This window comes from Vitreimonas sp. (assembly GCF_035627415.1).
Taxonomy (GTDB): domain Bacteria; phylum Pseudomonadota; class Alphaproteobacteria; order Caulobacterales; family Aquidulcibacteraceae; genus Vitreimonas.
On sequence record NZ_DASPLU010000011.1, the window covers coordinates 1 to 23,914 of the forward strand.

The following is a 23,914-nucleotide window of genomic DNA, read 5'->3' on the forward strand; positions in this document are numbered from 1 at the left end:
CATTCCCAATTCGCCGGTGCTGCGGGCAGAGCTTCCGCTGCTCTGGGCCCTTCGGTTTCACTCCCCGAAGGCAAATCCCGCCGACCGTGTCTTGCACCTCTCAAAGTTTCGGACGTCTTCGAAAGCTCCCGTGTGCGAGACAAGGAGCATTGTACGGCGGCTTGGACGCGGTCGGATAAGTTTTCGGAAATTAGCCGGATTGGAGCGCGGGCCTTCAGGCCCGCAATGGCGCTTTTGCTTGATAGATCGATGCAAAGCGGGCCTGAAGGCCCGCGGTCCAACTTGGAGTCATTGGCGCAAATGGGGGGATAGAGCGCGGCTCTATCCCCGTTCGGCGCTACTTCTTGCGCAGGAAGGCCGGCGCGTTGTCGCCGAAGCCTTGGACGCTCGGCCCACCTTCGCTGTCGCGGCGCGGGGGGCGACGTTCTTCGCTGCGACGCGGCTGTTCGGCGCGCTTCTCCTGACGCGGCGCGTCGTTGCGTCGTTCAGCGCGCGGCTCGCGTTGGCGTTCTTCGCGCGGTTTCGCTTCGCGCTCGGCGCGCGGGGGCGCTTCGCGTTGCTCGAGCGGCTCCATGGAGGCGGTCGGACGGTCGGCGTCGCGCTTCACGAAGCGCTGCTTCTTTTCCGAAATCCGTTTCGAGTGCTCTTTCTTGAGTTCTTCGGCGCGGCGGCCGCGGCCGCCGGAATCGCGCGGATCGCCGATCGCCGCTTCGGGGAGGCCTTCGATCGTCGCTTTCTCGATCGGCTTGCCGATCAGCTTCTCGATCGCATCGAGGCTCTTCTTGTCCTGCGGACCGACGAGCGTGAACGAGGCGCCTTCGCGACCGGCGCGGCCGGTGCGGCCGATGCGGTGAACGTAATCGTCCGGCGTGCGCGGCGGCTCGTAGTTGAACACGTGGGAGACGTCCGGCACGTCGAGGCCGCGGGCGGCGACGTCGGAGGCGACGAGAATTTTCAGGTCGCCGGCGCGGAAGCGGTCGAGCGTTTTGGTGCGCTGCGATTGATCGAGGTCGCCGTGAATGGGCGCGGCGTCGTAGCCGTGGCGCTTCAACGACAGCGCAACGACATCGACATCGGTCTTGCGGTTGCAGAAGACGATGCCGTTCTTCACTTCGGATGCGTTGATGACGGCCCGAAGCGAGGCGCGGCGCGTGCGCGGATCGCCGCCAGGCAGCATGACGACACGTTGCGTAATGGTGCTGGCGGTGGAGGCGGGTTTGGAGACTTCGACGCGCAGCGGGTTGTGCAGGAAGGCTTGGGTGAGACGCGTGATTTCCGGCGGCATGGTGGCGGAGAAGAACAGCGTCTGGCGCGTGAACGGCGTCAGTTTGAAGATGCGCTCGATGTCGGGGATGAAGCCCATGTCGAGCATGCGGTCGGCTTCGTCGACGACCATGACTTGCACGCCGGTCAGCAGGAGCTTGCCGCGCTCGAAGTGGTCGAGCAGGCGACCGGGCGTGGCGATCAACACGTCGACGCCGCGCGCGAGCAGGGCGTCCTGGTCGCCGAACGAGACGCCGCCGATCAGCAGCGCCTTGGTGAGCTTCTGGTACTTGCCGTAGCGGTCGAAATTCTCGGCCACTTGCGCCGCGAGTTCGCGCGTCGGCTCGAGGATCAAAGTGCGCGGCATCCGCGCGCGGGCGCGGCCGGCGGCGAGGATGTCGATCATCGGCAGCGTGAAGCTGGCGGTCTTGCCGGTGCCGGTCTGGGCGATGCCGAGAATGTCGCGGCCTTTCAGCACTTCCGGGATGGCGGCGGCCTGGATCGGCGTCGGCGTGTTGTAGCCGCCTTCCTTCACCGCGCGCAGTGTCGGTTCGGAGAGGCCGAGATCGTCGAAGGTTTTGGTTTGGGCTTGTGCAGCGGCGTCGGCGCCCGAAATGGTTTCGGGAGACGCGGGTATTTCAGAGGTCATTCAATCTCACTTGGGGCGCGCGTGCTTCGCCTCGGACGCGAAGGGCAAGCGGGCCGCTTGGTTGGCGCTTTCGGCCTTGCGCCTCCGGATTGAGGCGAAAAGGCGTCCAGCAAGGGCGAGCACGCCCTCGGGCGCGCACAACGGACAGCGCGCAGATGGGGGGATTTGCGGGGAAAGTCAATGATCTCAGGTGTCGGCGCCAGGTGTCGGGTGTCAGGACAAGCGTCTTCAGGAAGCGTTGGCAAGCGCTTGGCATAGCCCGCGGCGGACTGCCTAAACGTCCACATCCTCCACGAACTTCGCGTTCGCTTGGATGTAGTTGAACCTTAGCTCCGCTTTCTTGCCCATCAGCGTTTCGACCAGGCCTTCGAACGCCGGCAGACCATCCTCGTCCAGCACCACGCGCGCGAGCGTGCGCGTGGCGGGGTTCATGGTTGTGTCTTTCAAATCCGCCGGCATCATTTCGCCGAGGCCTTTGAAGCGGGAGATGTCGACTTTGCGGCCTTTGAACTCGCCGTTCACCAGCGCGTCTTTGTGCGCGTCGTCGCGGGCGTAGATGCTCTCTTTGCCGGCGGTGACGCGGTAGAGCGGCGGCATGGCGAGATACAAGCGCCCGGCGCGGATCAGCGCGGGCATCTGCTTGTGGAAGAAGGTGATCAGGAGCGAAGCGATGTGGGCGCCGTCGACGTCGGCGTCGGTCATGATGATCACGCGCTCGTAGCGCAGATCGTCGACCTTGAACTTCGAACCCATCTGCACGCCGAGCGCCAAAGCGAGATCGGCGAGTTCCTGGTTGCCGCTCATCTTCTCGGCGCCGGCGCTGGCGACGTTCAAGATCTTGCCGCGCAGCGGCAGGATCGCTTGCGTCTCGCGGTTGCGCGCCTGCTTGGCTGAGCCGCCCGCGCTGTCGCCTTCGACCAGGAAGATTTCGGTGTCTTTCTCGCCGGCGCGCGAGCAATCGGCGAGCTTGCCGGGCAGGCGCAATTTGCGCGTCGCGCTCTGGCGCGAGACTTCCTTTTCCTTGCGCCGGCGGACGCGGTCTTCGGCCTGCTGGATCGCCCATTCGAGCAATCTGTTGGCTTCGTGCGTGTTGGCCGCGAGCCAGTGGTCGAACGGATCGCGCACCGCCTGTTCGACGATTTTGGCCGCTTCGGTGGAGACGAGGCGGCCCTTGGTTTGGCCCTCGAATTGCGGATCGCGGATGAAGACGGAGACGAGGCCGGCGCCGGTATTCATCACGTCTTCCTGGGTGATGAGCGAGGCCTTCTTGTTGTTCTTGAGCTCGGCGTAGGCCTTGAGACCCTTGGCGATGGCGGTGCGGAAGCCGGATTCGTGGAAGCCGCCGTCGGGCGTGTAGACGGTGTTGCAGTAGGAGCGGAGGAAACCGTCGGCTTCACCGAAGCCGTCGCTCACCCAGGTGATCGCCCATTCGACGCGGCCGTGCGGGCTGTCCTTTTCGGTGCGGCCGGCGAAGGGTTCGTTGACGATGGCCTTCTTCGTCTTGGTGAGTTCGGTGAGGAAGTCGGCGAGACCGTTGGGGAAGTGGAGGATCGCGTCGGCGGGCGTGTCGTCCTTGATCAGCTCAGGCGCGCACTTCCAGCGGATTTGGGTGCCGCGCTGCAGGTAGGCTTTCGAGCGCGCCATCTGGAACAGGCGCCCGGGCTTGAACGCGGCGCCTTTGCCGAAAATTTCGGCGTCCGGATGGAAGCGCACCGTCGTGCCGCGGCGATTGTGGGCGGGGCCGGCTTCGACGAGCTTCGACGTTGGCGCGCCGCGCGAGAAGGTCTGGCGGTAGAGTTTGCGGTCGCGCGCGACTTCGACTTCGACTTTGTCACTGAGGGCGTTGACGACGGAGACGCCGACGCCGTGGAGGCCGCCCGAGGTGTGATAGACTTTGCCCGAGAATTTCCCGCCCGCGTGCAGCACCGTCATGATGATTTCGAGCGCGGACTTCTTCGGAAATTTCGGGTGCGGGTCGATCGGCATGCCGCGGCCGTTGTCGGTGACGCGCAATGTGCCGTCGGCTTCCAGTTCCACCTCGATGCGATCGGCGTAGCCGGCGACGGCTTCGTCCATCGAGTTGTCGAGCACTTCGGCGAACAGGTGATGCAGCGCCCGCTCGTCCGTCCCGCCGATATACATACCCGGGCGCTTGCGCACCGGTTCGAGGCCTTCGAGCACCTCGATGTCCTTGGCGGTGTACGCATCTTTGGCGGCGGGCGGCGGGGGATCGCTCTCGCCGAACAAGTTGCCGTCCCACAGGTTCGGATCGCCGTCTTTGGGCATCGAAGATTTCTTCTGCGCTTGCGCCATGAACGTCCCTTAAGGCGCTTCGCGCGCTTTCAGCAATGGTTGGGATGCCGCGGGACGGGACGGAACAGGGCTTCGGGTATCCGGGGCGTAAATACGCCGCCGACGGGAATTTAAGTGTCCTCGGCGCCACGGCGCATCGTTGCGGGTCGTCAATCATCAGTTCCGCAGGAAACCACAAGCGTTCCAAGCCGTTCGCCCCGGTCAACGGCATGCGGGGGCCGCTCTGAAAGAATTGAGGAGCAGCAAGCATGAGAAAGTTCGCAATCATGGCCGCGGTCGCCGCGACGGCGCTGATGGCGCTGCCGACGGCGGCGCACGCCGAGTGGTACGCCGGCGCGGCCTACACCAATTTCGACTATGACGGCGGCGATGTGGACGCAGTCACCGGCCGGCTCGGCTACAAGTTCAATCCGAACTTCGCCGTCGAAGGCGAAGCCTCGACAGGCCTCGACGACGGCGATGTCGAGCTGAACCACAACGCGGCGCTCTACGGTGTGGCGATGTTGCCGGTGACGGATCAGTTCGGCGTGCATGGCCGGCTCGGTTGGCAAACCACCGAAGCCGACACCCCGTTCGGCGAAGTCGAGGATGACGGCGTCGCCTATGGCGTCGGCGCTCACTGGAACTTCACGCCGGGCTTCGGCTTGCGCGCCGACTATACGCGGCTCGAAGGCGATGAGGGCGAAGCCGACGCGCTGTCGCTGGGCGCCGCCTTCAACTTCTGATCCGAGAGAAGCGCGGATCTCCTCGCAGAACGCGAAGCGGGCCGGAGAGCAATCTCCGGCCCGTCAGCGTTCGAGCTCGCAGCGCAGCTTTTGCGCGTAGCCGTCGCTGACCGCCTGCGCGCGGATGCGGTCGACGGCATCGAGCGCCGCGTCCGCGGCGAGCCGCCAGAGGCCAAGTTGAAAGGCGAGATAGCAGGGGCGGAGGAAACGGAGCAGGTCGGCGGAAACGACAACGTCTGCGGCGCGGAGCCGAGCGCACAATTCGTCTTGCTCTTCGTCGGCAAGATCGAACTCCGCGGTCGCGCCGGCGATGTCCCAAGCGATGTCCTGGCAGCCGATCAAATCGTGCGCGGCGTGGTGATCGACGGCGTCCGCCTTCAGAACCTCGCCGCCCGCAGTCCGCAGCCATTCCCAGCGATGCAGACGGCTATCGACGGCGATGGGCGCGCGCGTGCGGTCGAGCCGTTCCAGCTGGCTGTCCCAGCGGTCGAACTCGCTTTCGGACTCCGCGCCCAGCGCCTGCGCCGTGTTGTGTCTAGCCATTTGCGCCAGAGCGTGGAGCGATGCGCCGGCGTCGGCTTTGAAATGGCGCGCGCGGAAGCCGAGATAGGCGGCGAGATGAGGGACGGCTTCTTCGGCGTTCGGCCGCCATGGCGCCGCCTCGCGCCAGTCGGTGACGAGAAAGCCGTAGCGTTCGCCGTGGCAGCGTGGGGCGAAGCCGGCTTCGGCGAGCGCCTCGGCCATCGCCGTCTTGCGCGCGCCGGCTGACCCGAGGCCGTTGAACTTCAGCAGGAAAGCGCCGTGATCGCCGCGCAGGATGAACTTGCGTCTTTCCTGCTGCGCAAAGATGGGCAGCCAGGCGCCGCTCTCCTCGCCGCTGTGGCGTCTCCAGGCGCCCGAGGAGACATCCTCGATGGCGCACGCCTCGCCCGCTACGTCAGCGGCCCACGCGCTCAGCCGCGGCAGCACGACACGCTCGAAACTGCAGTGATGACGTGGCGTGCGCCGCCAGCGGCTTTTCGCCTCCGCGCTCGACTGCGGACCGGGCGCGCCGGAATGACCGGGCAGGAAGTGGATTCTGTCGGCCTCGATCGCGCAGCTTTCGAGGAAGTCCGCGGCGCACGCGAACGAGCTGCCGGACAGACCCGGGCCTTCATCGACGATGGCGAAGGGACCCGGATGCGCGGCTAATTCCTCCCGCAAAGGCGGATCGAGTTCGAGCTTGCGTGCGAACGGATGGCCGGTGGGCCGAAACGAGGTGAACGCGGCGGCGCGCGACGCAGCGGCCACGAGCGCGCCAAGCGGCAGCCCAATGCTGCGCAGGCCGATAACGTAAGTGTGCGGCGGCAAAGCTTTCGCCGCTTCGATGTAGCATTCCGGGTAGAGCGCATAATGGGCGAAGCCTTCGGCGAGCTTGCCGCGCTTGGGCAAAGGTGCGCACTGGCGTTGGACCGCACGCAGCGCTGCGCCCAGGCGGGTCTGGGCGCCGGCTTCGTCCTGCCGCGGATCGATGAGTGTGCGCGCCAATTCGAGCAGCAGCGCATTCACCGCGCGCTCGTCAGCGGATCGGCCGTCGGCGCCGCGCGCGCGGAAACGGCGGTCGAGGATCGCCTGTCCCAATGCGCCGGCCTCGACGAGCAGGCGCGTCAGTGCGGCGCGGCGAGGCAGCGAAGCCGATGCCGGCGGCAGCGTGCGGATCGCCCGTTCGATCGCGGCTGCGTCGATGGCCTCTGTCGCATCACCGTAGACCAGCATGGCTGGGAGCGAATTAGCGCGAGCGCCGCTGACGTCGAGTTTCGGAAGATGTGCACGGAAACGTGCCGGAGATCGCTCTCCGGCCCGTGCGCTTCTCTGCTTCGTGTAAGGCTTACGCCTTGTAGTACATGTCGAACTCCACCGGGTGCGGGTGGGTCTCGAAGCGGTCGAGCTCTTCCTTTTTCAGATCGATGTAGGCGTCGATGACGTCGTCGCTCATGACGCCGCCCTTCATCAGGAAGTCGCGGTCGCGGTCGAGCGCGGTCAACGCTTCGCGCAAGCTGCCGGCGACGGTCGGCACGTCCTTCAGCTCTTCCGGCGGCAGATCGTAGAGGTTCTTGTCGAGCGGTTCGCCCGGATGGATCTTCTTCTCGATGCCGTCGAGGCCGGCCATCAAGAGCGCGACATAGGTGAGATACATGTTGCCGGCGGGATCGGGGAAGCGAACTTCGACGCGCTTGGCCTTCGCGCCCGTGCCGTGCGGGATGCGGCACGACGCCGAACGATTGCGCGCGGAGTACGCGAGCAGCACCGGCGCTTCGTAGCCGGGCACCAGACGCTTGTAGGAATTGGTCGTGGAGTTCGCGAACGCGTTGATCGCCTTGGCGTGCTTGATGACGCCGCCGATGTAGTAGAGGCACGTTTCGCTGAGATCGGCGTAGCGGTCGCCGGCAAACGTGTTGTTATTGCCCTTCCAGATCGACATGTGCACGTGCATGCCCGAGCCGTTGTCCTTGAAATAGGGCTTCGGCATGAACGTCGCCGACTTGCCGTACGACGCCGCCACCTGGTGGATGATGTACTTGTACAAGTTCATGTTGTCGGCCATGCGCGTCAGCGTGTTGAACTTGAGGCCAAGTTCGTGCTGCGCCGGCGCGACTTCGTGGTGGTGCTTCTCAGGATTGAGGCCGAGCTGGCCCATGATCTCCAGCATCTCGCCGCGCATGTCTTGCAGCGAGTCGATCGGCGGCACCGGGAAGTAGCCGCCTTTCGGGCCGGGGCGGTGGCCGAGATTGCCGCCTTCGTACGAGCGGCCGGTATTGAACGGCAATTCGGTCGAGTCGAACGAATAGCCGGTGTTGTGCGGATCGGTGGACCAGCGCACGTCGTCGAAGACGAAGAACTCGGCTTCCGGTCCGAAATAGGCGACATCGCCGGCGCCGGACGATTTCACGTAGGCTTCCGCCTTCTTCGCGATCGAGCGCGGGTCGCGCGAGTAGGGCTGCAGCGTGCCGGGCTCGAGGATGTCGCAGAAGAGCGCCAGCGTCGTCTGCTGATAAAACGGATCGATGTGCGCGCCCATCGGGTCAGGGCGCATGACCATGTCGCTCTCGTTGATCGCCTTCCAGCCGGCGATCGAGGAGCCGTCGAACATCGTGCCTTCGGTGAAGATGTCCTTGTCGATCATGCTCACGTCGAAGGTGACGTGCTGCATCTTACCGCGAAGGTCGTTGAAGCGGAGGTCGACGTATTGAACTTCCTTGTCCTTGATCAGCTTCAGAACTTCGTCCGACATCGGAAACTCCTGCGAGAATTCGGTTGTGTTTCTGGACGACGCGCCGCTTGGCCCGTGGCGCCGTCGAATTTGCTTGTGTGCGGATTTAGACCGCCGCCGCGCCGGTTTCGCCGGTGCGGATGCGAACGACGTTCTGGACGTCGATGACGAAGATCTTGCCGTCGCCGATCTTGCCGGTCTTGGCCGCCTTCTGGATCGCCTCCAGCACCGGTTCGACCAGTTCGTCGCTGACGACGACTTCGACTTTCAGCTTCGGCAGAAAGTCGACGACGTACTCGGCGCCCCGATAGAGTTCGGTGTGGCCCTTCTGGCGGCCGAAGCCCTTGGCTTCGACGACCGTCATGCCCTGAAGGCCGATCTCCTGGAGCGCCTCTTTGACGTCGTCCAGTTTGAACGGCTTGATGATGGCTTCGATTTTCTTCATCCGACGCCCCTTATTGGCGCACCCGCGCTTTGAGCGCCTGCATGGGCCGCCGGCAGCGAGTCGGGAAGGGCGAGCGCTGACCGCCGTTGCGGCGGCGAGGCAGGCGCCTCTTTCTTGGGCGCCCGGCGCCTAATCGACCGGCTGGCCGCACAACGGAGGCGCGCTAAGGTTACGGTATGGCGAGATTGTTTCTGATCCGGCACGGCGAACCAGAGGCGGCGTGGGGCAGCGCGGACGACGATCCGGGACTCTCGTCATCCGGACGCGCGCAGGCGGAGGCGGCCGCGCAGGCGCTGCTCGCGGAAGGTGCGCTGGCGGCGTTCACTTCGCCGATGCGCCGATGCCGGGAGACGGCGGCGTCCTACGAGCGCCTCGCCGGCGTGAGGGCGGCGATAGAGCCGCGCGTCAGCGAAGTGCCGACGCCGGCTGGCGTGAGCGACCGCAGGACGTGGCTGCAGCAGAACTTCCCGTGGCGCGGCGGGGCGCCGCGCACGTGGTCGGCTTTGGATGAGGCGCTCCACGCCTGGCGGCGCGAGATGCTGGCGTGCATTCGCGCGTTCGAGCGCGACACTGCGGTGTTCACGCACTTCATCGCCGTCAACGTCATCGCCGGCGCCGCGCTCGGCCGCGAGGACACGATCGTGTGCAAGCCGGGCTACGCGTCCATCACCGAAATTGAGGTCAGTCCCGGCGGACTGCGCCTGGTGCGCTTCGGCGATGAGATGCAAACGGGCGAAGTCAGGTGAGCCGTGAGATCATCACCGTGGCGCAGATGCGCGCCATCGATACGGCGTCGGCGCGCGCCGGCGTCAGCACGCGAAACTTGATGGAGAACGCCGGCCGCGCCGTAGCGGAAGCGATCGTCGCGCGCTTCACGCCGCGCCCGACCGCCGTGCTCTGCGGGCCCGGCGCCAATGGCGGCGACGGCTGGGTGGCGGCGCGGGCGCTGCAGGAGCGCGGCTGGCCGGTTTGGGTTGAGAGCTTGGCTGCGCGCGACGAGCTTTCGGGAGACGCGGCGGACGCCGCGGCGGCGTGGCGCGGCGAGACCATGGCGTTGGGCGCGCGCGCCGACACGGCGGAACTCGTCGTCGATGCGCTGTTCGGCGCGGGTCTGTCGCGGCCGCTGGAGGGCGAGGCCGCCCGGCTGGCCGAAGCGATTCCGCCCGAGCGCGTCGTCGCCATCGATGCGCCGAGCGGGCTCGAAGGCGACAGCGGCAGTCCGCTTGGAGACGCATATTTCCGCGCCGCGCTGACGGTGACGTTCGTGCGCAAGAAGCCGGCGCACGTGCTGGCGCCTGGGCGCGCGCTGTGCGGCGAGGTGATCGTCGCCGACATCGGCGCGCCAGACAACGTCGTAGCCGCGCAGAGCATCGCGCTCTGGGAAAACGATCCGGCGCTGTGGTCGCTGCCGTGGCCGGAGATGGACGCGTACAAGCACCAGCGCGGGCACGTGATGGCGGCGAGCGGCGGCCGCGCGCGCACTGGCGCAGCGCGGCTCGCCGCACGCGCGGCGTTGCGTGCGGGCGCAGGGCTCGTCACCGTGCTCTCGCCCGGCGAGGCGCTGGATGAAAACGCCGCGCAGCTGACGGCGATCATGTTGCGCGAGACGGGCGAGGCGTCTGCCTACGCGGAGGCGGCGCGCACGGCGCAGTGCCTCGTCATCGGGCCCGCCTTCGGCACGAGCGATGCGCACTACGAGCTGCTGCTTGCCGCGATCGACAGCGAGCCGCGCGGGCCGATCGTGTTCGACGCCGACGCGATCACGCTGCTCGCGCCGATCACGCACGGGTTTGACTCCGGCGACGTGCTGACGCCGCACGTGGGCGAGTTCCGGCGCGCGTTCCCCGGCATCTGGAGCAACACCGAAAGCCGGATCGACGCGGCACGCGCCGCGGCTGCGTACGCGCGCTGCAACGTGCTGCTCAAAGGCCCCGACACAGTGATCGCCGCGCCGGACGGGCGCGCCGTCGTCAACACGACCGGGACGGCCTTCCTGGCGACGGCGGGCGCGGGGGATGTGCTGGCCGGCGTGATCGCGGGTCTGATCGGGCAGGGGATGGGCAGTTTCGAAGCGGCGTGCGCCGCCGCCTGGTTGCACGGGCGAGCTGCCGAACAACTCGGCCCGGGGCTGATCGCCGAAGATCTCTGTGAACAACTTCCCGTTGTCCTCAACAGCCTGGCGCCAGCGCGGCTCCGGGCGCGGCCGGCGGGCTGATCAAGGCTGTTTCCTGTTCCGGTTTTGGGTTAACCCTTGGCGGGACGCCCATTGCGGAGGGGGACAACGATGCATTGGTGGTGGTGGATTATTCCGGGGGTCGTTGGGGTCATCGGCCTCGCCATTGCGCTGAGCGGCGTCGGCTGGATGTTCCGTGGACGCCCGTTCAAGGGCGGGCGCGGCGTGGCCGGCGGGGGGATATTCCTGGCGATCGGCGCGGTGCTGGCGCTGATGGGACTCAATATTCAGACCTACCATCGGCTCGGAGAGGCGGAGCGCCAGGTCGCCACCATCGCCTTCGACCAAGTGGAGGGCACCGAGAACACCTACAACGTCACCATCACCGAGGCCCCAAATCCGGACGGTACGCCGGGCGCAATCCACAATTTCGAAGCCACCGGCGACGACTGGATGATCAGCTCGCGGGTGCTGCGCTGGAAGCCTTGGGCCACGGTGCTGGGGCTCGACGCGCAGTACCGGCTCGACCGGTTCGACAGCCGCTACCGCGACATCGCCACGGCGCAGACGACGCCGCCGAGCGTCGCGGACCTCCGCCCGGTGCGCCGCACCGGCATCGATTTCCTTCCGGTGGTCGAAGCGGTCGGCAAATACGTGCCGGTGGTCGATACGCCCGAGCACGGGCAGGCGATCTATTGGCCCATGGCCGATGGCGCGCAGTACCGGATCGACATCACCGCGCAGGGCCAGCTGCTGCCGGACGAGATCAACCGCGAGGCGCAGGACGCCGTCGCCGCCTGGGGCGCGACGCGGGTCGAGCAGCCGCCGGAGCAACGCTAGAGTTGGCATGAGCCACGACGAGGGCATCCTGTGCGCGCGCATCGCGGCGTAGGATGGTGCGGACGGCGGGAGTCGAACCCGCACGCCTTGCGGCGCTGGAACCTAAATCCAGTGCGTCTGCCAGTTCCGCCACGTCCGCTGGATCGAGCCCCGCTTTAGGCGGGCTGCGGCGCGGCGTCCACCGTCCGCGCCGGTGCGTGGACAGCCCAAAAGACGCATGCCATAAGCCCGCCTTTCCTGAATTGGGCGCTGCGGCAAAGGACTTGCAGCGGCCCGCGCCATGTCGAAAGCCCGTCTCATGCAGCTCACCGAGCGCCGTTCCGAAGGTCTCCTGCGCGTTTATGACGTCGTCGTCCCGGCGGCCGAACTCCAACAGAAACTGAACGCCAAGATCGCGGAAGTGCAGCCGCGCGTGCGCATTAACGGCTTCCGTCCGGGCAAGGTGCCGGCCAGCCACATCCGCAAGGTCTACGGCCCGGGGATGATGCAGGACATCATCAACGAGACGGTGCAGAAGAGCACCAAGGAAGGGCTCGAAAAGGTCAACGCCCGGCCCGCCTCGGAGCCCTCTCTCGACCTCAAGAGCGACATCAACCAAGTTGTCGCCGGCACTGCCGATCTGCAGTTCGAACTTTCGCTCGAAGTGATGCCGGACTTCGAGCCGGTGGATCTGAAGACGATCTCGATCACCCGTCCGGTGGCGCCAGTCGCCGACGAGCAGGTGGAAGAACAGCTGAACGATCTCGCCCGCGCCAACCGCGGCTTCGAGGACAAAGACGGCGCCGCCGCGGACGGCGATGCGGTGATCGTCGATTTCGTCGGCCGCATCGATGGGGAAGCGTTTGAAGGCGGCTCGGCGACGGACGCGCAGGTGGTGATTGGCTCGAAGCAGTTCATCCCGGGCTTCGAAGAGCAGCTGGTCGGCGCCAAAGCCGGCGACGAGCGGACGCTGAAGGTGACGTTCCCGGAGGAGTATCCGGTCGCGACCCTGAAGGGCAAAGACGCCGAGTTCGAAACCAAGGTGAAGACGGTGCGCGCGCCGAAGGCCGGCGCGCCGGACGACGCCTGGGCCGGCGAACTGGGCTTCGACAGCCTCAATGCGGTGAAAGACGCGCTGCGCCAGCGGATCGAAAGCGAGCACAAGCAGCAGTCGCGCGCGAAAGCGAAGCGCAAGCTGTTCGATCAGCTTGATGAGCAGCACGACTTCGAGCTGCCGCCGCGCATGGTCGAGGCTGAGTTCAACCAGATCTGGCGCCAGATCGAGCAGGACCGCACCGCCGGCCGTCTCGATCCGTCCGACGAAGGCAAGTCAGACGACGAACTCAAGGCTGAATACCGCGACATCGCCGAGCGCCGCGTGCGTCTCGGTCTGCTGCTCGCCGAGATCGGCCGCCGCCACAAGATCGAGGTTTCGGACCAGGAGGTGGCGCAGGCGATCTCCGCCCAGGCCCGCAACTTCCCAGGCCAGGAGCGCCAGATTTTTGAGGCCTATCAGCGCAATCCGCAGCTGGTCGCCCAGGTGCGCGCGCCGCTCTACGAAGAGAAGGTGGTCGACTACGTCATGGAGCTGATCAAGGTCAGCGACGAGACGGTGGACCGTGAAACCCTCTTCGCTGAGGACGAGCCGCCGGTCCCGGCGAAGAAAGCCAAGAAAACCAAGGCCTGAGCCGCCAAAGGCTAAACGTTAAGACTTGGCGCAGTAGCCAGGGCTTGCGGGGCGCGGTTAAGCGTCAAATATGACCAGCGCGGCGGAGACGATTCCGCCCGCTTCCCCGAAAGGCTGTCATGTCGTCGTTCGATCCTATCGCCACTTACGCCAACCTCGTTCCGATGGTGATCGAGCAGACGAGCCGCGGCGAGCGCGCGTTCGACATCTTCTCGCGCCTCCTGAAAGAGCGGATCATTTTCGTCACCGGCGGCGTCGAGGACGGCCTCGCGAGTTTGGTGACGGCGCAGCTCCTGTTCTTGGAATCCGAGAACCCGAAGCGCGAAATCGCCATGTATATCAACAGCCCGGGCGGCATCGTCACGTCCGGTCTCGCGATCTACGACACCATGCAATACATCCGCAGCCCGGTGAGCACGGTGTGCATCGGCCAGGCGGCCTCGATGGGCTCGCTGCTGCTGGCGGCGGGCGAGAAGAACCTCCGCATCTGCCTACCTAACGCGCGCGTGATGGTGCACCAGCCGTCGGGCGGCTTCCGCGGCCAGGCCTCGGACATCGAGCGTCACGCCGAGGACATCATCGCCACCAAGCGGCGGCTGAACGAGATCTACGTGAAGCATACGGGCCAACCGTATGAGCGCGTCGAGCGCACGCTCGACCGCGACCATTTCATGACCGCGGAAGAGGCGCGCGCCTTCGGCATCGTCGACCGGGTCTATGAGAAGCGCGAACTGCCCGAGGGCGGCCTGACGGGCTGAGGCAGCGCGTTCAGCGAAAATTGATAGCCGCTCGTCGCGGGCTCCCTGGGACTGTGATCGCATCTGCCTTTAGCTTCGGGCTAGGAGGGTGAGATGAGGATTCGTGCGTTCTTGGGGGCGCTCGCCCTAGGCCTTTTGGCCGCGGCGCCCGCGTTGGCTCAAGGCGCCGAAGACGACGGCGAGATCGTCGTCACCGGCCGCCAGCTCGAGGATGCGGCGCGCGCCTTCGCTGGGGCCATCTCGGCGCCGCCTGCGCGCGAGAACCAGCTGCCGCGGTTCAACGACAGCATCTGTCCCGGCGTTGTCGGTCTGCCGGCGCGTCAGGGGCAATATATCGTAGATCGCATTGCGCAGCGTGCGTTGCAGGTGGGGCTTCGCGTCGACGAGCCGGGTTGCCAGGCCAACGTGCTTGTCCTTGTCAGCCGCGATGCCGGCCATCTGGCGGCGACGATAGCGGAGGAGGAGCGTTACCTCGTCGCCAATTACGGCGTCCGTGAGAACCTCAGCACGCGCGGATCGGAAGCGCTCGAGGATTTCGTCGCCACCCCGCGCCCGGTGCGCTGGTGGCACGTCGCACAGACCGAGACGACGGACGGTGACGTGCTTGGCCATACCAATCCGATCGGCCGAACGACTGGCCCGTCCACGCAGGAATTCCGTGGCGCCGAAGTGACGCGGGTGTCGCCCACTCAATTCGGCCGCATGGCTCGGCCGACGCTGCAGGCCGTGCGCAATGTGGTCATCATCGTCGACGCCGAGCGCGTCGGCGGCGTGCGGCTGGAGGCGTTGTCGGATTATCTGGCCATGGTGTCGCTGGCGCAGCTCGATCCTTCCGCCGACACTTCCGGGCAGGCGACGATCCTCAATCTCTTTGCTGACGGCGCCGGTCCCAACGCCATGACGGAGTGGGACATCGCTTATTTGAGCGGACTTTATCAGGCGCAGGCGAACGCGTTGAACGCCCGATCGCAGGTGCGCGACATCGCACGCACCATGCGCAATGAACTCGAGAGCCAGCACTGAGAGGGATATCATGCGCGCACTGATTGCATCGGCTTTCATGCTGGCGACCGCCGCCGGCGCCGCACAGGCGCAGACGCAACCGGCCGAGAACGACGACCTCGTCATCACTGGCAGCCGCTTCCGAGAGATGGTTCGGTCCTTCGTTCAGGAGGTCGCGCCGCCGGAACTCTCCGAGGAGCAGCTCGCACGCTGGAACTCGCGCTATTGTCCGCTGATGGCCGGCATACCGGCGCGGCAGGCGCAGTACCTGGTCGATCGCATGTCCCAGCGCGCGCATCAGCTGGGTCTACGGCCGGGCGACGAGAATTGCCGTCCGAACGTTCTGGTGTTTATCACGCCGGACGCCGATGTCTTGGCCCAAGCTTTGGCGGACGACCACGATCTCGTCGCCTACTACAATAACGCTGAATACGGGAACTCGCTTGGCCGAGATGCGCTGGCGGCGTTCGTCTCCAGCGATGCGCCGGTGCGCTGGTGGCACGTCGCCCAGACTGTGACCGAGCGCGGCACGATCATCAGCAACAGCGGGGAAGTGGTGCGATCGGAAGCGAGTCGCCTCTACCGGCCCACACGTCAGGATTTCAATCGGGTCCTCGTCATCGTCGACGCCCGGCAGGCCGCAGGGCTTCAGTTTGAAGCGCTCGGTGACTATTTGGCGATGGTCACTCTGGCGCAGCTCGACGCCAGCGCCGACACTTCTCAGATCCCGAGCATCCTCAATCTGTTTGGTCAACGCGGCGCCTCGGAGCCCCGGCTGACCGACTGGGATCTGGCCTATCTCGAGGGGCTCTACAGCGCGCCGCGGCATGCGCCGGACTCCAACGCCCAAGAGCGGGCCATCACGCGCGAGATGGAGGACCGGCTGCGCGAGCCCCAGTAAAGAGCCCTCGGGCTGCTTGAAGCGGCGGGCGAGCGGTCCCAAATACGGCCGGGCCCGTGTGGATGCGGCCGGCAAACGCACAAAAATGCAGTAAAAACAGCCCACGGCCTGGGGATAAACCGCCCGAGCGGCATGTTTGGGCTGCTTGCGGCCTCAACCTTGCTATGATCGTATTGTCCCGATCTGCGGTCGGGGTGGTGAACGTTTTTGAAAGGGATGGCGTTCAAGCATCGTTAGTGGAGGGGTCGTGGGGGCCATCAGCCTGCCGTTATCCCTATCTATCGGTTGGACGACCAACCCCTCGAAGGATCGCGTATGAGCAAAAGCACGACCAGCGGAGAGTCCAAGAACACTCTCTATTGCTCGTTCTGCGGCAAGAGCCAGCACGAGGTGCGCAAGCTCATCGCCGGTCCGACCGTGTTCATCTGCGATGAATGCGTCGAACTCTGCATGGACATCATCCGCGAGGAGCACAAAACCTCGCTGGTCAAGTCCAAGGAAGGCGTGCCGTCTCCGAAGGAGATCAAGGGCGTCCTCGACGATTACGTCGTCGGCCAGGACCACGCCAAGCGCGTGCTCTCGGTCGCCGTCCACAATCACTACAAGCGCCTGAACCACGCCGCCAAGAATGGCGACGTGGAGCTGGCGAAGTCGAACATCCTGCTGATCGGACCGACCGGCTGCGGCAAGACGCTGCTGGCGCAGACGCTGGCGCGCATCATCGATGTGCCGTTCACGATGGCCGACGCGACGACGTTGACCGAAGCTGGCTATGTCGGCGAAGACGTCGAGAATATCATTCTGAAGCTGCTGCAGGCCGCCGACTACAACGTCGAGCGCGCACAGCGCGGCATCGTCTATATCGACGAGGTCGATAAGATTTCGCGCAAGTCCGACAATCCGAGCATCACACGTGACGTCTCGGGCGAAGGGGTGCAGCAGGCGCTCTTGAAGATCATGGAAGGCACCGTCGCCTCTGTGCCGCCGCAAGGCGGCCGCAAGCACCCGCAGCAAGAGTTCCTTCAAGTTGACACGACGAACATTCTGTTCATTTGCGGCGGCGCGTTCGCCGGGTTGGACAAGATCATCAGTCAGCGCGGCAAGGGCTCGGCGATCGGTTTCGGCGCCACCGTGCGTGACGAAGAAGACCGCCGCACCGGCGAAATCCTGCGCGAGATCGAACCGGACGATTTGCTGAAGTTCGGCCTGATCCCGGAATTCGTCGGCCGCCTGCCGGTGCTGGCCACGCTCGAAGATCTCGACGAGCCGGCGCTGATGACCATCCTCACCGAGCCGAAGAACGCGTTGGTGAAGCAGTATCAGCGCATGTTCGAGATGGAGAACGTGAAGCTCTCCTTCCCGGAAGAGGCGCTCCGCGCCATCGCTCGCAAGGCGATCCAGCGGAAGACCGGCGCGCGCGGCCTGCGTTCGATCCTCGAAAGCATCCTGCTCGACACCATGTTCGAACTGCCGTCGATGCGGTCGGTGGAGGAAGTCGTCGTTTCGGCGGATGTGGTCGACGGGCGTGCGAAGCCGCTTCAGATCTATTCCGAACGCCGTAACGGCCAAGACGCCGCTGGCTGATTTCGAGCGCGCGCAAGCTGAAGCGAGCGTCTGTTTCCGCCTCTGCTTCGTCGGAGGCGGAACAAGCCTGCACTGTGCACAGTTCGGCGCACGCTGCTCTTGAAGCAGCGGCCGAACGCTTCCACATTTTCAATCGTTAATCGGGGGAGTTCTGCCGGGCTGGTCCCAGTCCGACGAAACTTCCAAAGGAGTTCCAATGGCCCAGAGCCGTGTTCTTCCCGTGCTGCCGCTGCGCGATATCGTCGTTTATCCGAAGATGGCGGCGCCGCTCTTCGTCGGCCGCGAGAAGTCGGTGCGCGCACTCGATGAAGTGATGCGCAAGGACAAGCAAATTCTGCTCGCCGCGCAGATGGATGCGTCGGAAGACGAACCGGCGACGGATCGCATCTTCACGGTCGGCACCGTCGCGTCGGTCGTGCAGCTGTTGAAACTGCCGGACGGCACGGTGCGCGTGCTGGTCGAAGGCGGTTACCGCGCCCGCGTCAGCAAGTTCACGTCGAACGGCGAGTTCTTCGAAGCCGAGGTCGAGGAAATCCCGGAAGAGAACGCCGACGGTCCCGAAGCGCGGGCGATCGCGCGCGCGGTGATCGATCAGTGGGACAATTACGTGAAGCTCTCGCGTAAGACGCCGCCGGAAGTGCATCAGGCCGTCGGCCAGATCACCGAGCCCGCGCGTCTGGCGGACTCCATCGCCGCCCATCTCACGGTGAAAATTCCGGACAAGCAGGCGCTGCTCGAAATCGCCGACGTGCCGCAGCGTCTGGAGCGCATTCTTTCGCTGATCGAAAGCGAAGTCGGCATGCTTCAGGTCGAGCGGAAGATCCGCAACCGCGTGAAGCGGCAGATGGAGAAAACGCAGCGCGAATATTATCTGAACGAGCAGATGAAGGCGATCCAGCGCGAGCTGGGCGACGGCGACGAAGGCCGCGAAGATATCGCCGAACTCGAAAAGCGCATCAAGGAAACCAAGCTCTCTAAGGAAGCGCGCACCAAGGCCGACGCTGAACTGAAAAAGCTGCGGCAGATGTCGCCGATGTCGGCGGAATCGACCGTCGTGCGCAATTATCTCGACTGGCTGCTGTCGTTGCCCTGGGGCAACAAGAAGAAGGTCAAGAAGGATATCGAAGCGGCGCAAGCCGTTCTCGATGAGGATCACTTCGGTCTGGAGAAGGTCAAAGACCGCATCCTCGAATATCTCGCCGTGCAGGCGCGCACCAACAAGCTGCGCGGGCCCATCCTCTGTCTCGTCGGCCCGCCCGGCGTCGGCAAGACTTCGCTCGGCCGTTCGATCGCGAAGGCGACGGGGCGCGACTTCGTACGCATGTCGCTCGGCGGCGTGCGTGACGAAGCGGAGATCCGCGGTCACCGCCGGACTTACATCGGCTCCATGCCGGGACGCGTGATCCAGTCGATGAAGAAGGCAAAGAGCGCCAACCCGCTCTTTTTGCTGGACGAAATCGACAAGCTCGGCGCCGATTATCGCGGCGATCCGGCGGCGGCTTTGCTCGAAGTGTTGGACCCGGAGCAAAACTCCACGTTCAATGACCACTATCTCGAAGTGGATTACGACCTCTCGGACGTGTTGTTCATCACGACAGCGAACAGCCTCAACATGCCGCAGCCGCTTCTGGACCGGATGGAGATCATCCGCATCCCCGGCTACACGGAAGAAGAGAAGCTCGAGATCGCCAAGCGCCACCTGCTGCCGAAGCAGTACGAGAACAACGGTCTGAAGAAGTCCGAGTTCATCGTCTCGGATGACGCGCTGCGCGATCTAATTCGCCGCTATACGCGCGAAGCGGGCGTGCGTTCGCTCGAGCGTGAGATCGGCAACCTCGCCCGCAAGGCGGTGCGTCAGCTCGAGCAGAAGCAGGCCGACAAGGTGGAGATCACGGCAGAGAATCTGCCGGACTTCGCCGGCGTCTGGAAGTATCGCTTCGGCGAAACCGATCTCGAAGACCAGGTCGGCGTCGTCACCGGCTTGGCTTGGACCGAGGTCGGCGGCGATCTGCTGACGATCGAAGCGGTGTCGATGCCTGGCAAGGGCGTCATGACCGTCACCGGCAATCTGCGCGACGTCATGAAGGAGTCGATCTCGGCCGCGTCCTCGTATGTGCGCTCGCGCGCGATCCAGTTCGGCGTCAAGCCGCCGCTGTTCCGCACACGCGACATCCACGTGCACGTGCCGGAGGGCGCGACGCCGAAGGACGGTCCGTCCGCGGGCGTCGCTATGGCGACGGCGATCGTCTCGGTGCTGACGGGTGTGCCGATCCGCAAGGATATCGCCATGACCGGCGAGATCACCTTGCGCGGCCGGGTGCTGCCGATCGGCGGCCTGAAGGAAAAGCTGCTCGCCGCGCTCCGTGGCGGGGTCAAGACGGTGCTGATCCCGAAGGACAACGAGAAGGACCTGGCCGACATTCCCGAGAATGTGAAAACGGGCTTGGAGATCATTCCGGTCTCGACCGTCGACGAGGTCTTGAAGCACGCCCTCACGCGTCCGCTCACGGCGATCGAGTGGACCGAGGAGGACGAACTCGCCGAAAACCGCCGAGCCGCCGAAGTCAATGGCGGCGCCGAGGGCGCGCGGCCCCATTAAGGGCCGCGCGCCAGCGCCTTTTCGCAGGCGCAACAAGGCTGTCAAAAACTTGCACGCTGAGCGGGAATGCTTAGCGTTCCTCCGGATGCCGCCAGAATCGGCGCTTCACTGCATTCCCGAGGGGGCTCGAATGAACAAGGCAGAACTGATTGCGGACGTGGCGGAGCGCATTGGCGACTCCAAGCAGAAGGGCGAGGAAGCCGTGAACGCCGTGTTCGACGCCATCACCGCCGCCCTCAAGCGTGGGGACGACGTGCGGCTGCCGTCGTTCGGCGTCTTCGCCGTCTCCCAAACCAAGGAGCGCAAGGCGCGCAATCCGCGGACGAACGAAGAGGTCATCGTGCCTGCGGCCAACCGGCCGAAATTCCGGCCCGGCAAGGCGCTCAAGGAAGCGCTGGGCTAAGAGCTTCAAGGGGCGGCCGATTGGCCGCCCTTTTCATTCGCGGCGCTCCCGTGTAGCTGAGGCCAGCAAAGAGGAATCCATGCTGGCGAAGATCTACCGCCCCGCGAAGAACGCGATGCAGTCGGGCAAGGCGCAAACCAAGAAGTGGCGGCTGGAGTTCGTGCTGGCTTCTGCGCCGCGCCCGGAAGCGTTGATGGGCTGGATCAGCGGCGCCGACACCAACGGCCAGGTCCGGATCGAGTTCGACAGCAAGGAAGCGGCGATCGACTTCGCGCGCACCCACGCGCTGCCGCATCAAGTGGTCGAGCCGCCCGAAACGAAGCGGATCATCAAGTCCTACAGCGACAATTTCGCGTTCCGGCGCAGAGAGCCCTGGTCGCATTAAAGGCAATGGGCAGTAGGGAGGGTGCTTCGCGAGCAGCGGACTTGACCCCCACTGCCCACTGCCTATTGCCTACTGCCCACGCGTAGCGCCACGACCCCGTAGCTCAACTGGATAGAGCAGCCGCCTTCTAAGCGGCCGGTTGCGTGTTCGAGTCACGCCGGGGTCGCCAGCGGCGCCTTCGGAGTCCGAAAGAGGCGAGCGCGAGCCTGCTCGCACGCCTAACGACTCGGCATGGACCGGCCGACACGCTTCGCCGCTCAGGCTGCTCTCGTCGCCATGGCCGGGCTCGGCGGCCTCGAGCTCGTCAGCGGCGCGCCATTGCCGGGGCTCCATCCGTTCGCTGCATGGCCGGCCTGGGCTGTGCGAGGCTCGGGCGCGTCGCTGCTGCTGCTCGCCGTGACGTCCATTGCCTGGCGACCGGCGGCGTGGGCGCTGGCGGCGCATTGGACGCTGGCGCTCGCCCTGATCGGCGGCGCGCTGCTTTCCTCTGCGACCAATCCGCTGGCTTGGGTCCCATTCTCGCAAGCGGCGCTGTTCGCCGCTGTCGCCGTCAGATGCGCGGCGCCGTCCGCTGCGCCCGCGCTGCGGCTCGCGTTCGGCGCGATGCTGGTTCTGTTCGGCGCCATCCATCTGACACAGCGCGAGCTGATCGCCTCGCTCATTCCCGCGTGGGTCCCCGAAGCGGAGCTTTGGCCGTGGCTCACTGGCGGCGTGCAAGTCGCCGCCGGCTTGCTTTGCCTCAGCCGGCGCCGCGCCTGGCTTGGCGCAGTCGCGGTGGCGGCGATGTATGCATCCTGGCTCGTCGTCGTTCACGCGCCGCGCTTGCTGGCGCAGCCGGGCAGCGTGTTCGAATGGACGTTCGCGCTCACGGCGGCGGCGCTCGCGGCGATTGCGCTGGTCGTCGGCGCAGAGAGTGCAGCATTCAGCCGCGCAGGCGCGCCAACCCGGCCTCCAGATCAGCAATGAGATCGTCCGGGTGTTCGAGGCCGATGGAAAGGCGCAGCAGCGTTCCTTCGCCTGATGGCTTGGCGACGACGCGGCGGATGTCCTTGCCGGACGGAACGATCAAGCTCTCGTAGCCGCCCCAGGAAAAGCCCATTGCGAAGATGGAGAAGCCCTCCAGCATCGCTTTCAGGCGCTCCGGCGCGGCCGGCTCGACTTGGCAGGAGAACACGCCCGAGGCGCCGCTGAAATCGCGGTTCCAGATGGCGTGATCGGGGTGCGAGGGCAGGGCGGGATGGATCACACGCGCAATCTCGGGCCGCGCTTCGAGCCATTGTGCGATGGAGAGGGCCGACGCGCTCTGCCGCTCCAGGCGAACACCCAGTGTGCGCAAGCCGCGCAGCAGCAGGTAGCAATCGTCGGGCGATGCGAAGAGGCCGAGCTGCCGGTTTGTCGCGTTCACGCGTTCGGCCCACGCGGACGTTCCAGCGAGCACCGCGCCGACGAACGCGTCGGCGTGGCCGGACTGATACTTGGTCAGCGCCTGCACCGAGATGTCGACGCCGTGTTCGAACGGTTTGAAGTAAACGCCGGCCGACCAGGTGTTATCGAGTACGACCGGCAGGTTGCGCGCGCGCGCGGCCGCGGCGATGGCGGGAACGTCCATCACTTCGAACGTGTGCGTGCCGGGCGATTCCAGGAAAACGCCGCAAGTCTCGTCGGTGATCAGATCGGCGATGCCGGCGCCACTGCGCGGATCGATGTAGCGTGTCTTGACGCCAAAGCGCTTCAGCGTGGTTTCGCAGAAGCGACGCGTCGGCGCGTAGAGCGCGTCGGTGACGAGAAGTTCGCCGCCGGCCTTCGCCACCGTCATCAGCGCGAGCGTGCAGGCGGCGAGACCGGAAGGAGTGAGCGTGGCGCTGACTCCGCCTTCGATCGCGACGAGCGCCTCACGTAGCGCTTGCTGCACGGCCATGCCGTCGATGCCGTAGGTCTTCTTCGGGCCGCCGTAGAGATCGTCGGGATCGTCGATCAAAAGCGTCGTCGCACGATGCACCGGCGGATTGACGGCGCCTTCCGAGCGTGCGCGGTCGCGGCCCGCGTGCGCAAGGCGCGTTTCGAGCCGCAGCTTGCCGAAATCGAGCGGCGCGCGCGCCATCAGGCGCCTGTCACGATCGGCGTGTCGTCGCGGGCGCCCCACTCGGCCCACGAGCCGTCATAGACCGCCGCGTCCCAGCGTCCGAGCCGCGCCAGCGCCAGGGCGATGAGCGCCGCCGTGACGCCAGAACCGCAGCTGCACACGGCGCTTTGTGACGTCTCGGCGCCGGCTTCCTCGAAGATGCGGCGCAAGTCGTCTGCGCGCTTCAGAAAGCCGCGCTCGTCGACCAGTGTGCTGCTTGGAATACTGCGTGCCCCCGGCATGTGGCCGCTCCTGAGACCGGCGCGCGGCTCCGGCGCTTCGCCGCGAAAGCGCGGGGCGGGGCGCGCATCGAACACAGGCGTGCGCCCCTCGGCAATCACGCGGCGCATGTCGGTGAGGTCGCGCACCAGATCGTTGCGCACGCGCGGCGTGAAATGGCGCTCCATGCGCTGTTGCGGCGGGCCGGTTTCGATTGGATAGCCGCCGCGCTCCCACGCCGGAAAGCCGCCATCGAGCACGACGACATCCTCATGGCCCATCACGCGGAAGGTCCACCACACGCGCGCGGCGGAGAAGAGGCCGTGATTGTCGTAGACGACGACGCGCGAGCCGTCGCCGATCCCGCGCTTCTTCATTCGGGATGCGAACTTCTCGGGCGAAGGGAGCATGTGCGGCAGATCGGAGTCGGTGTCGGCAATCTCGTCGATGTCGAAGAACGCCGCGCCGGGGATGCGGCGCTCGGCGTAGAGCGCCTTCGCGTCGCGCGGATCGCTCGGCATGAACCAGGTCGCGTCGATGACGCGGATATCGGGCGCGTCGAGCCGCTCGGCGAGCCAAGCGGCGGAGACGACGGGATCGTCAGGAAGATCGGTCAT

Annotated in this window: 20 protein-coding genes and 2 tRNA genes; 14 read left to right on the forward strand and 8 right to left on the reverse strand. The window is 65.7% G+C overall.

Going from position 1 to position 23,914, the window contains the following annotated elements; translation table 11 throughout:
- Positions 1-337 precede the first annotated feature (337 nt).
- Positions 338-1,912: a DEAD/DEAH box helicase gene (locus VEA80_RS08030; protein ID WP_325060197.1), complete on the reverse strand. Its 1,575-nt coding sequence runs from the start codon at positions 1,910-1,912 to the stop codon at positions 338-340.
- A 273-nt stretch (positions 1,913-2,185) separates the two neighbouring features.
- Positions 2,186-4,198 carry a DNA topoisomerase IV subunit B gene (gene parE, locus VEA80_RS08035; protein ID WP_325060198.1) on the reverse strand — a complete coding sequence of 671 codons (2,013 nt, stop codon included), beginning with the start codon at positions 4,196-4,198 and terminating at the stop codon, positions 2,186-2,188.
- 275 nt (positions 4,199-4,473) lie between these two features.
- On the opposite strand from parE, the gene VEA80_RS08040 reads away from it, so the two are divergent.
- Positions 4,474-4,950 carry a porin family protein gene (locus VEA80_RS08040; RefSeq protein ID WP_325060199.1) on the forward strand — a complete coding sequence of 159 codons (477 nt, stop codon included), beginning with the start codon at positions 4,474-4,476 and terminating at the stop codon, positions 4,948-4,950.
- 63 nt (positions 4,951-5,013) lie between these two features.
- Here VEA80_RS08040 and VEA80_RS08045 read toward each other — a convergent pair whose 3' ends face one another.
- The 3 genes from VEA80_RS08045 to VEA80_RS08055 all read right to left on the reverse strand — a co-directional run bounded on the left by VEA80_RS08045 (position 5,014) and on the right by VEA80_RS08055 (position 8,645).
- The gene (locus tag VEA80_RS08045; RefSeq protein ID WP_325060200.1) at positions 5,014-6,705 is read right to left on the reverse strand and encodes a hypothetical protein; all 1,692 of its coding nucleotides are present in this window, start codon (positions 6,703-6,705) and stop codon (positions 5,014-5,016) included.
- Between the two features lie 112 nt (positions 6,706-6,817).
- Positions 6,818-8,221: a type I glutamate--ammonia ligase gene (glnA, locus tag VEA80_RS08050; protein ID WP_325060201.1), complete on the reverse strand. Its 1,404-nt coding sequence runs from the start codon at positions 8,219-8,221 to the stop codon at positions 6,818-6,820.
- An 85-nt stretch (positions 8,222-8,306) separates the two neighbouring features.
- Entirely contained in the window at positions 8,307-8,645 is a 339-nt protein-coding gene (locus tag VEA80_RS08055) for a P-II family nitrogen regulator (protein WP_325060202.1), read from the reverse strand.
- Between the two features lie 176 nt (positions 8,646-8,821).
- Here VEA80_RS08055 and VEA80_RS08060 point away from each other — a divergent pair, with 176 nt between their 5' ends.
- The 3 genes from VEA80_RS08060 (at position 8,822) to VEA80_RS08070 (ending at position 11,658) form a co-directional block, all read left to right on the forward strand.
- Positions 8,822-9,391, forward strand: a complete 570-nt coding sequence (locus VEA80_RS08060) for a histidine phosphatase family protein (RefSeq protein WP_325060203.1) — start codon at positions 8,822-8,824, stop codon at positions 9,389-9,391.
- Positions 9,388-10,860 carry an NAD(P)H-hydrate dehydratase gene (locus VEA80_RS08065; RefSeq protein ID WP_325060204.1) on the forward strand — a complete coding sequence of 491 codons (1,473 nt, stop codon included), beginning with the start codon at positions 9,388-9,390 and terminating at the stop codon, positions 10,858-10,860. The genes VEA80_RS08060 and VEA80_RS08065 overlap by 4 nt, the downstream gene beginning before the upstream one ends.
- A 69-nt stretch (positions 10,861-10,929) precedes the next feature.
- On the forward strand, positions 10,930-11,658 hold the full coding sequence (locus tag VEA80_RS08070; RefSeq protein ID WP_325060205.1) for a hypothetical protein: 729 nt from the start codon (positions 10,930-10,932) through the stop codon (positions 11,656-11,658).
- Between the two features lie 54 nt (positions 11,659-11,712).
- Here VEA80_RS08070 and VEA80_RS08075 read toward each other — a convergent pair.
- Positions 11,713-11,797 (reverse strand) — tRNA-Leu (locus VEA80_RS08075).
- A 141-nt stretch (positions 11,798-11,938) separates the two neighbouring features.
- Here VEA80_RS08075 and tig point away from each other — a divergent pair.
- From tig to VEA80_RS08125, 10 genes are all read left to right on the forward strand, one after another.
- Positions 11,939-13,324, forward strand: a complete 1,386-nt coding sequence (gene tig / locus VEA80_RS08080; protein ID WP_325060206.1) for a trigger factor — start codon at positions 11,939-11,941, stop codon at positions 13,322-13,324.
- A 119-nt stretch (positions 13,325-13,443) separates the two neighbouring features.
- Positions 13,444-14,082, forward strand: coding sequence for an ATP-dependent Clp protease proteolytic subunit (locus tag VEA80_RS08085; RefSeq protein ID WP_325060207.1), 639 nt, complete (start codon positions 13,444-13,446; stop codon positions 14,080-14,082).
- 93 nt (positions 14,083-14,175) lie between these two features.
- On the forward strand, positions 14,176-15,105 hold the full coding sequence (locus VEA80_RS08090) for a hypothetical protein (RefSeq protein ID WP_325060208.1): 930 nt from the start codon (positions 14,176-14,178) through the stop codon (positions 15,103-15,105).
- A gap of 10 nt (positions 15,106-15,115) precedes the next feature.
- Positions 15,116-15,985 (forward strand): hypothetical protein, encoded by an 870-nt coding sequence (locus VEA80_RS08095; RefSeq protein ID WP_325060209.1) that lies wholly within the window; start codon positions 15,116-15,118, stop codon positions 15,983-15,985.
- 315 nt (positions 15,986-16,300) lie between these two features.
- Positions 16,301-17,569 carry an ATP-dependent Clp protease ATP-binding subunit ClpX gene (gene clpX, locus VEA80_RS08100; RefSeq protein ID WP_325060210.1) on the forward strand — a complete coding sequence of 423 codons (1,269 nt, stop codon included), beginning with the start codon at positions 16,301-16,303 and terminating at the stop codon, positions 17,567-17,569.
- A gap of 196 nt (positions 17,570-17,765) precedes the next feature.
- Entirely contained in the window at positions 17,766-20,168 is a 2,403-nt protein-coding gene (gene lon / locus VEA80_RS08105; protein ID WP_325060211.1) for an endopeptidase La, read from the forward strand.
- 130 nt (positions 20,169-20,298) lie between these two features.
- Positions 20,299-20,571, forward strand: coding sequence for an HU family DNA-binding protein (locus VEA80_RS08110; protein ID WP_325060212.1), 273 nt, complete (start codon positions 20,299-20,301; stop codon positions 20,569-20,571).
- 79 nt (positions 20,572-20,650) lie between these two features.
- Complete coding sequence (locus VEA80_RS08115; protein ID WP_325060213.1) at positions 20,651-20,956, forward strand: ETC complex I subunit; 306 nt, start codon at positions 20,651-20,653, stop codon at positions 20,954-20,956.
- Between the two features lie 92 nt (positions 20,957-21,048).
- Positions 21,049-21,125 (forward strand) — tRNA-Arg (locus VEA80_RS08120).
- A gap of 62 nt (positions 21,126-21,187) precedes the next feature.
- The gene (locus VEA80_RS08125; RefSeq protein ID WP_325060214.1) at positions 21,188-21,922 is read left to right on the forward strand and encodes a hypothetical protein; all 735 of its coding nucleotides are present in this window, start codon (positions 21,188-21,190) and stop codon (positions 21,920-21,922) included.
- Here VEA80_RS08125 and metC read toward each other — a convergent pair.
- Positions 21,879-23,057, reverse strand: coding sequence for a cystathionine beta-lyase (metC, locus tag VEA80_RS08130; RefSeq protein ID WP_325060215.1), 1,179 nt, complete (start codon positions 23,055-23,057; stop codon positions 21,879-21,881). The two genes, VEA80_RS08125 and metC, sit on opposite strands and share 44 nt — an antisense overlap.
- Entirely contained in the window at positions 23,057-23,914 is an 858-nt protein-coding gene (gene sseA / locus VEA80_RS08135) for a 3-mercaptopyruvate sulfurtransferase (RefSeq protein ID WP_325060216.1), read from the reverse strand. The genes metC and sseA overlap by 1 nt, the downstream gene beginning before the upstream one ends.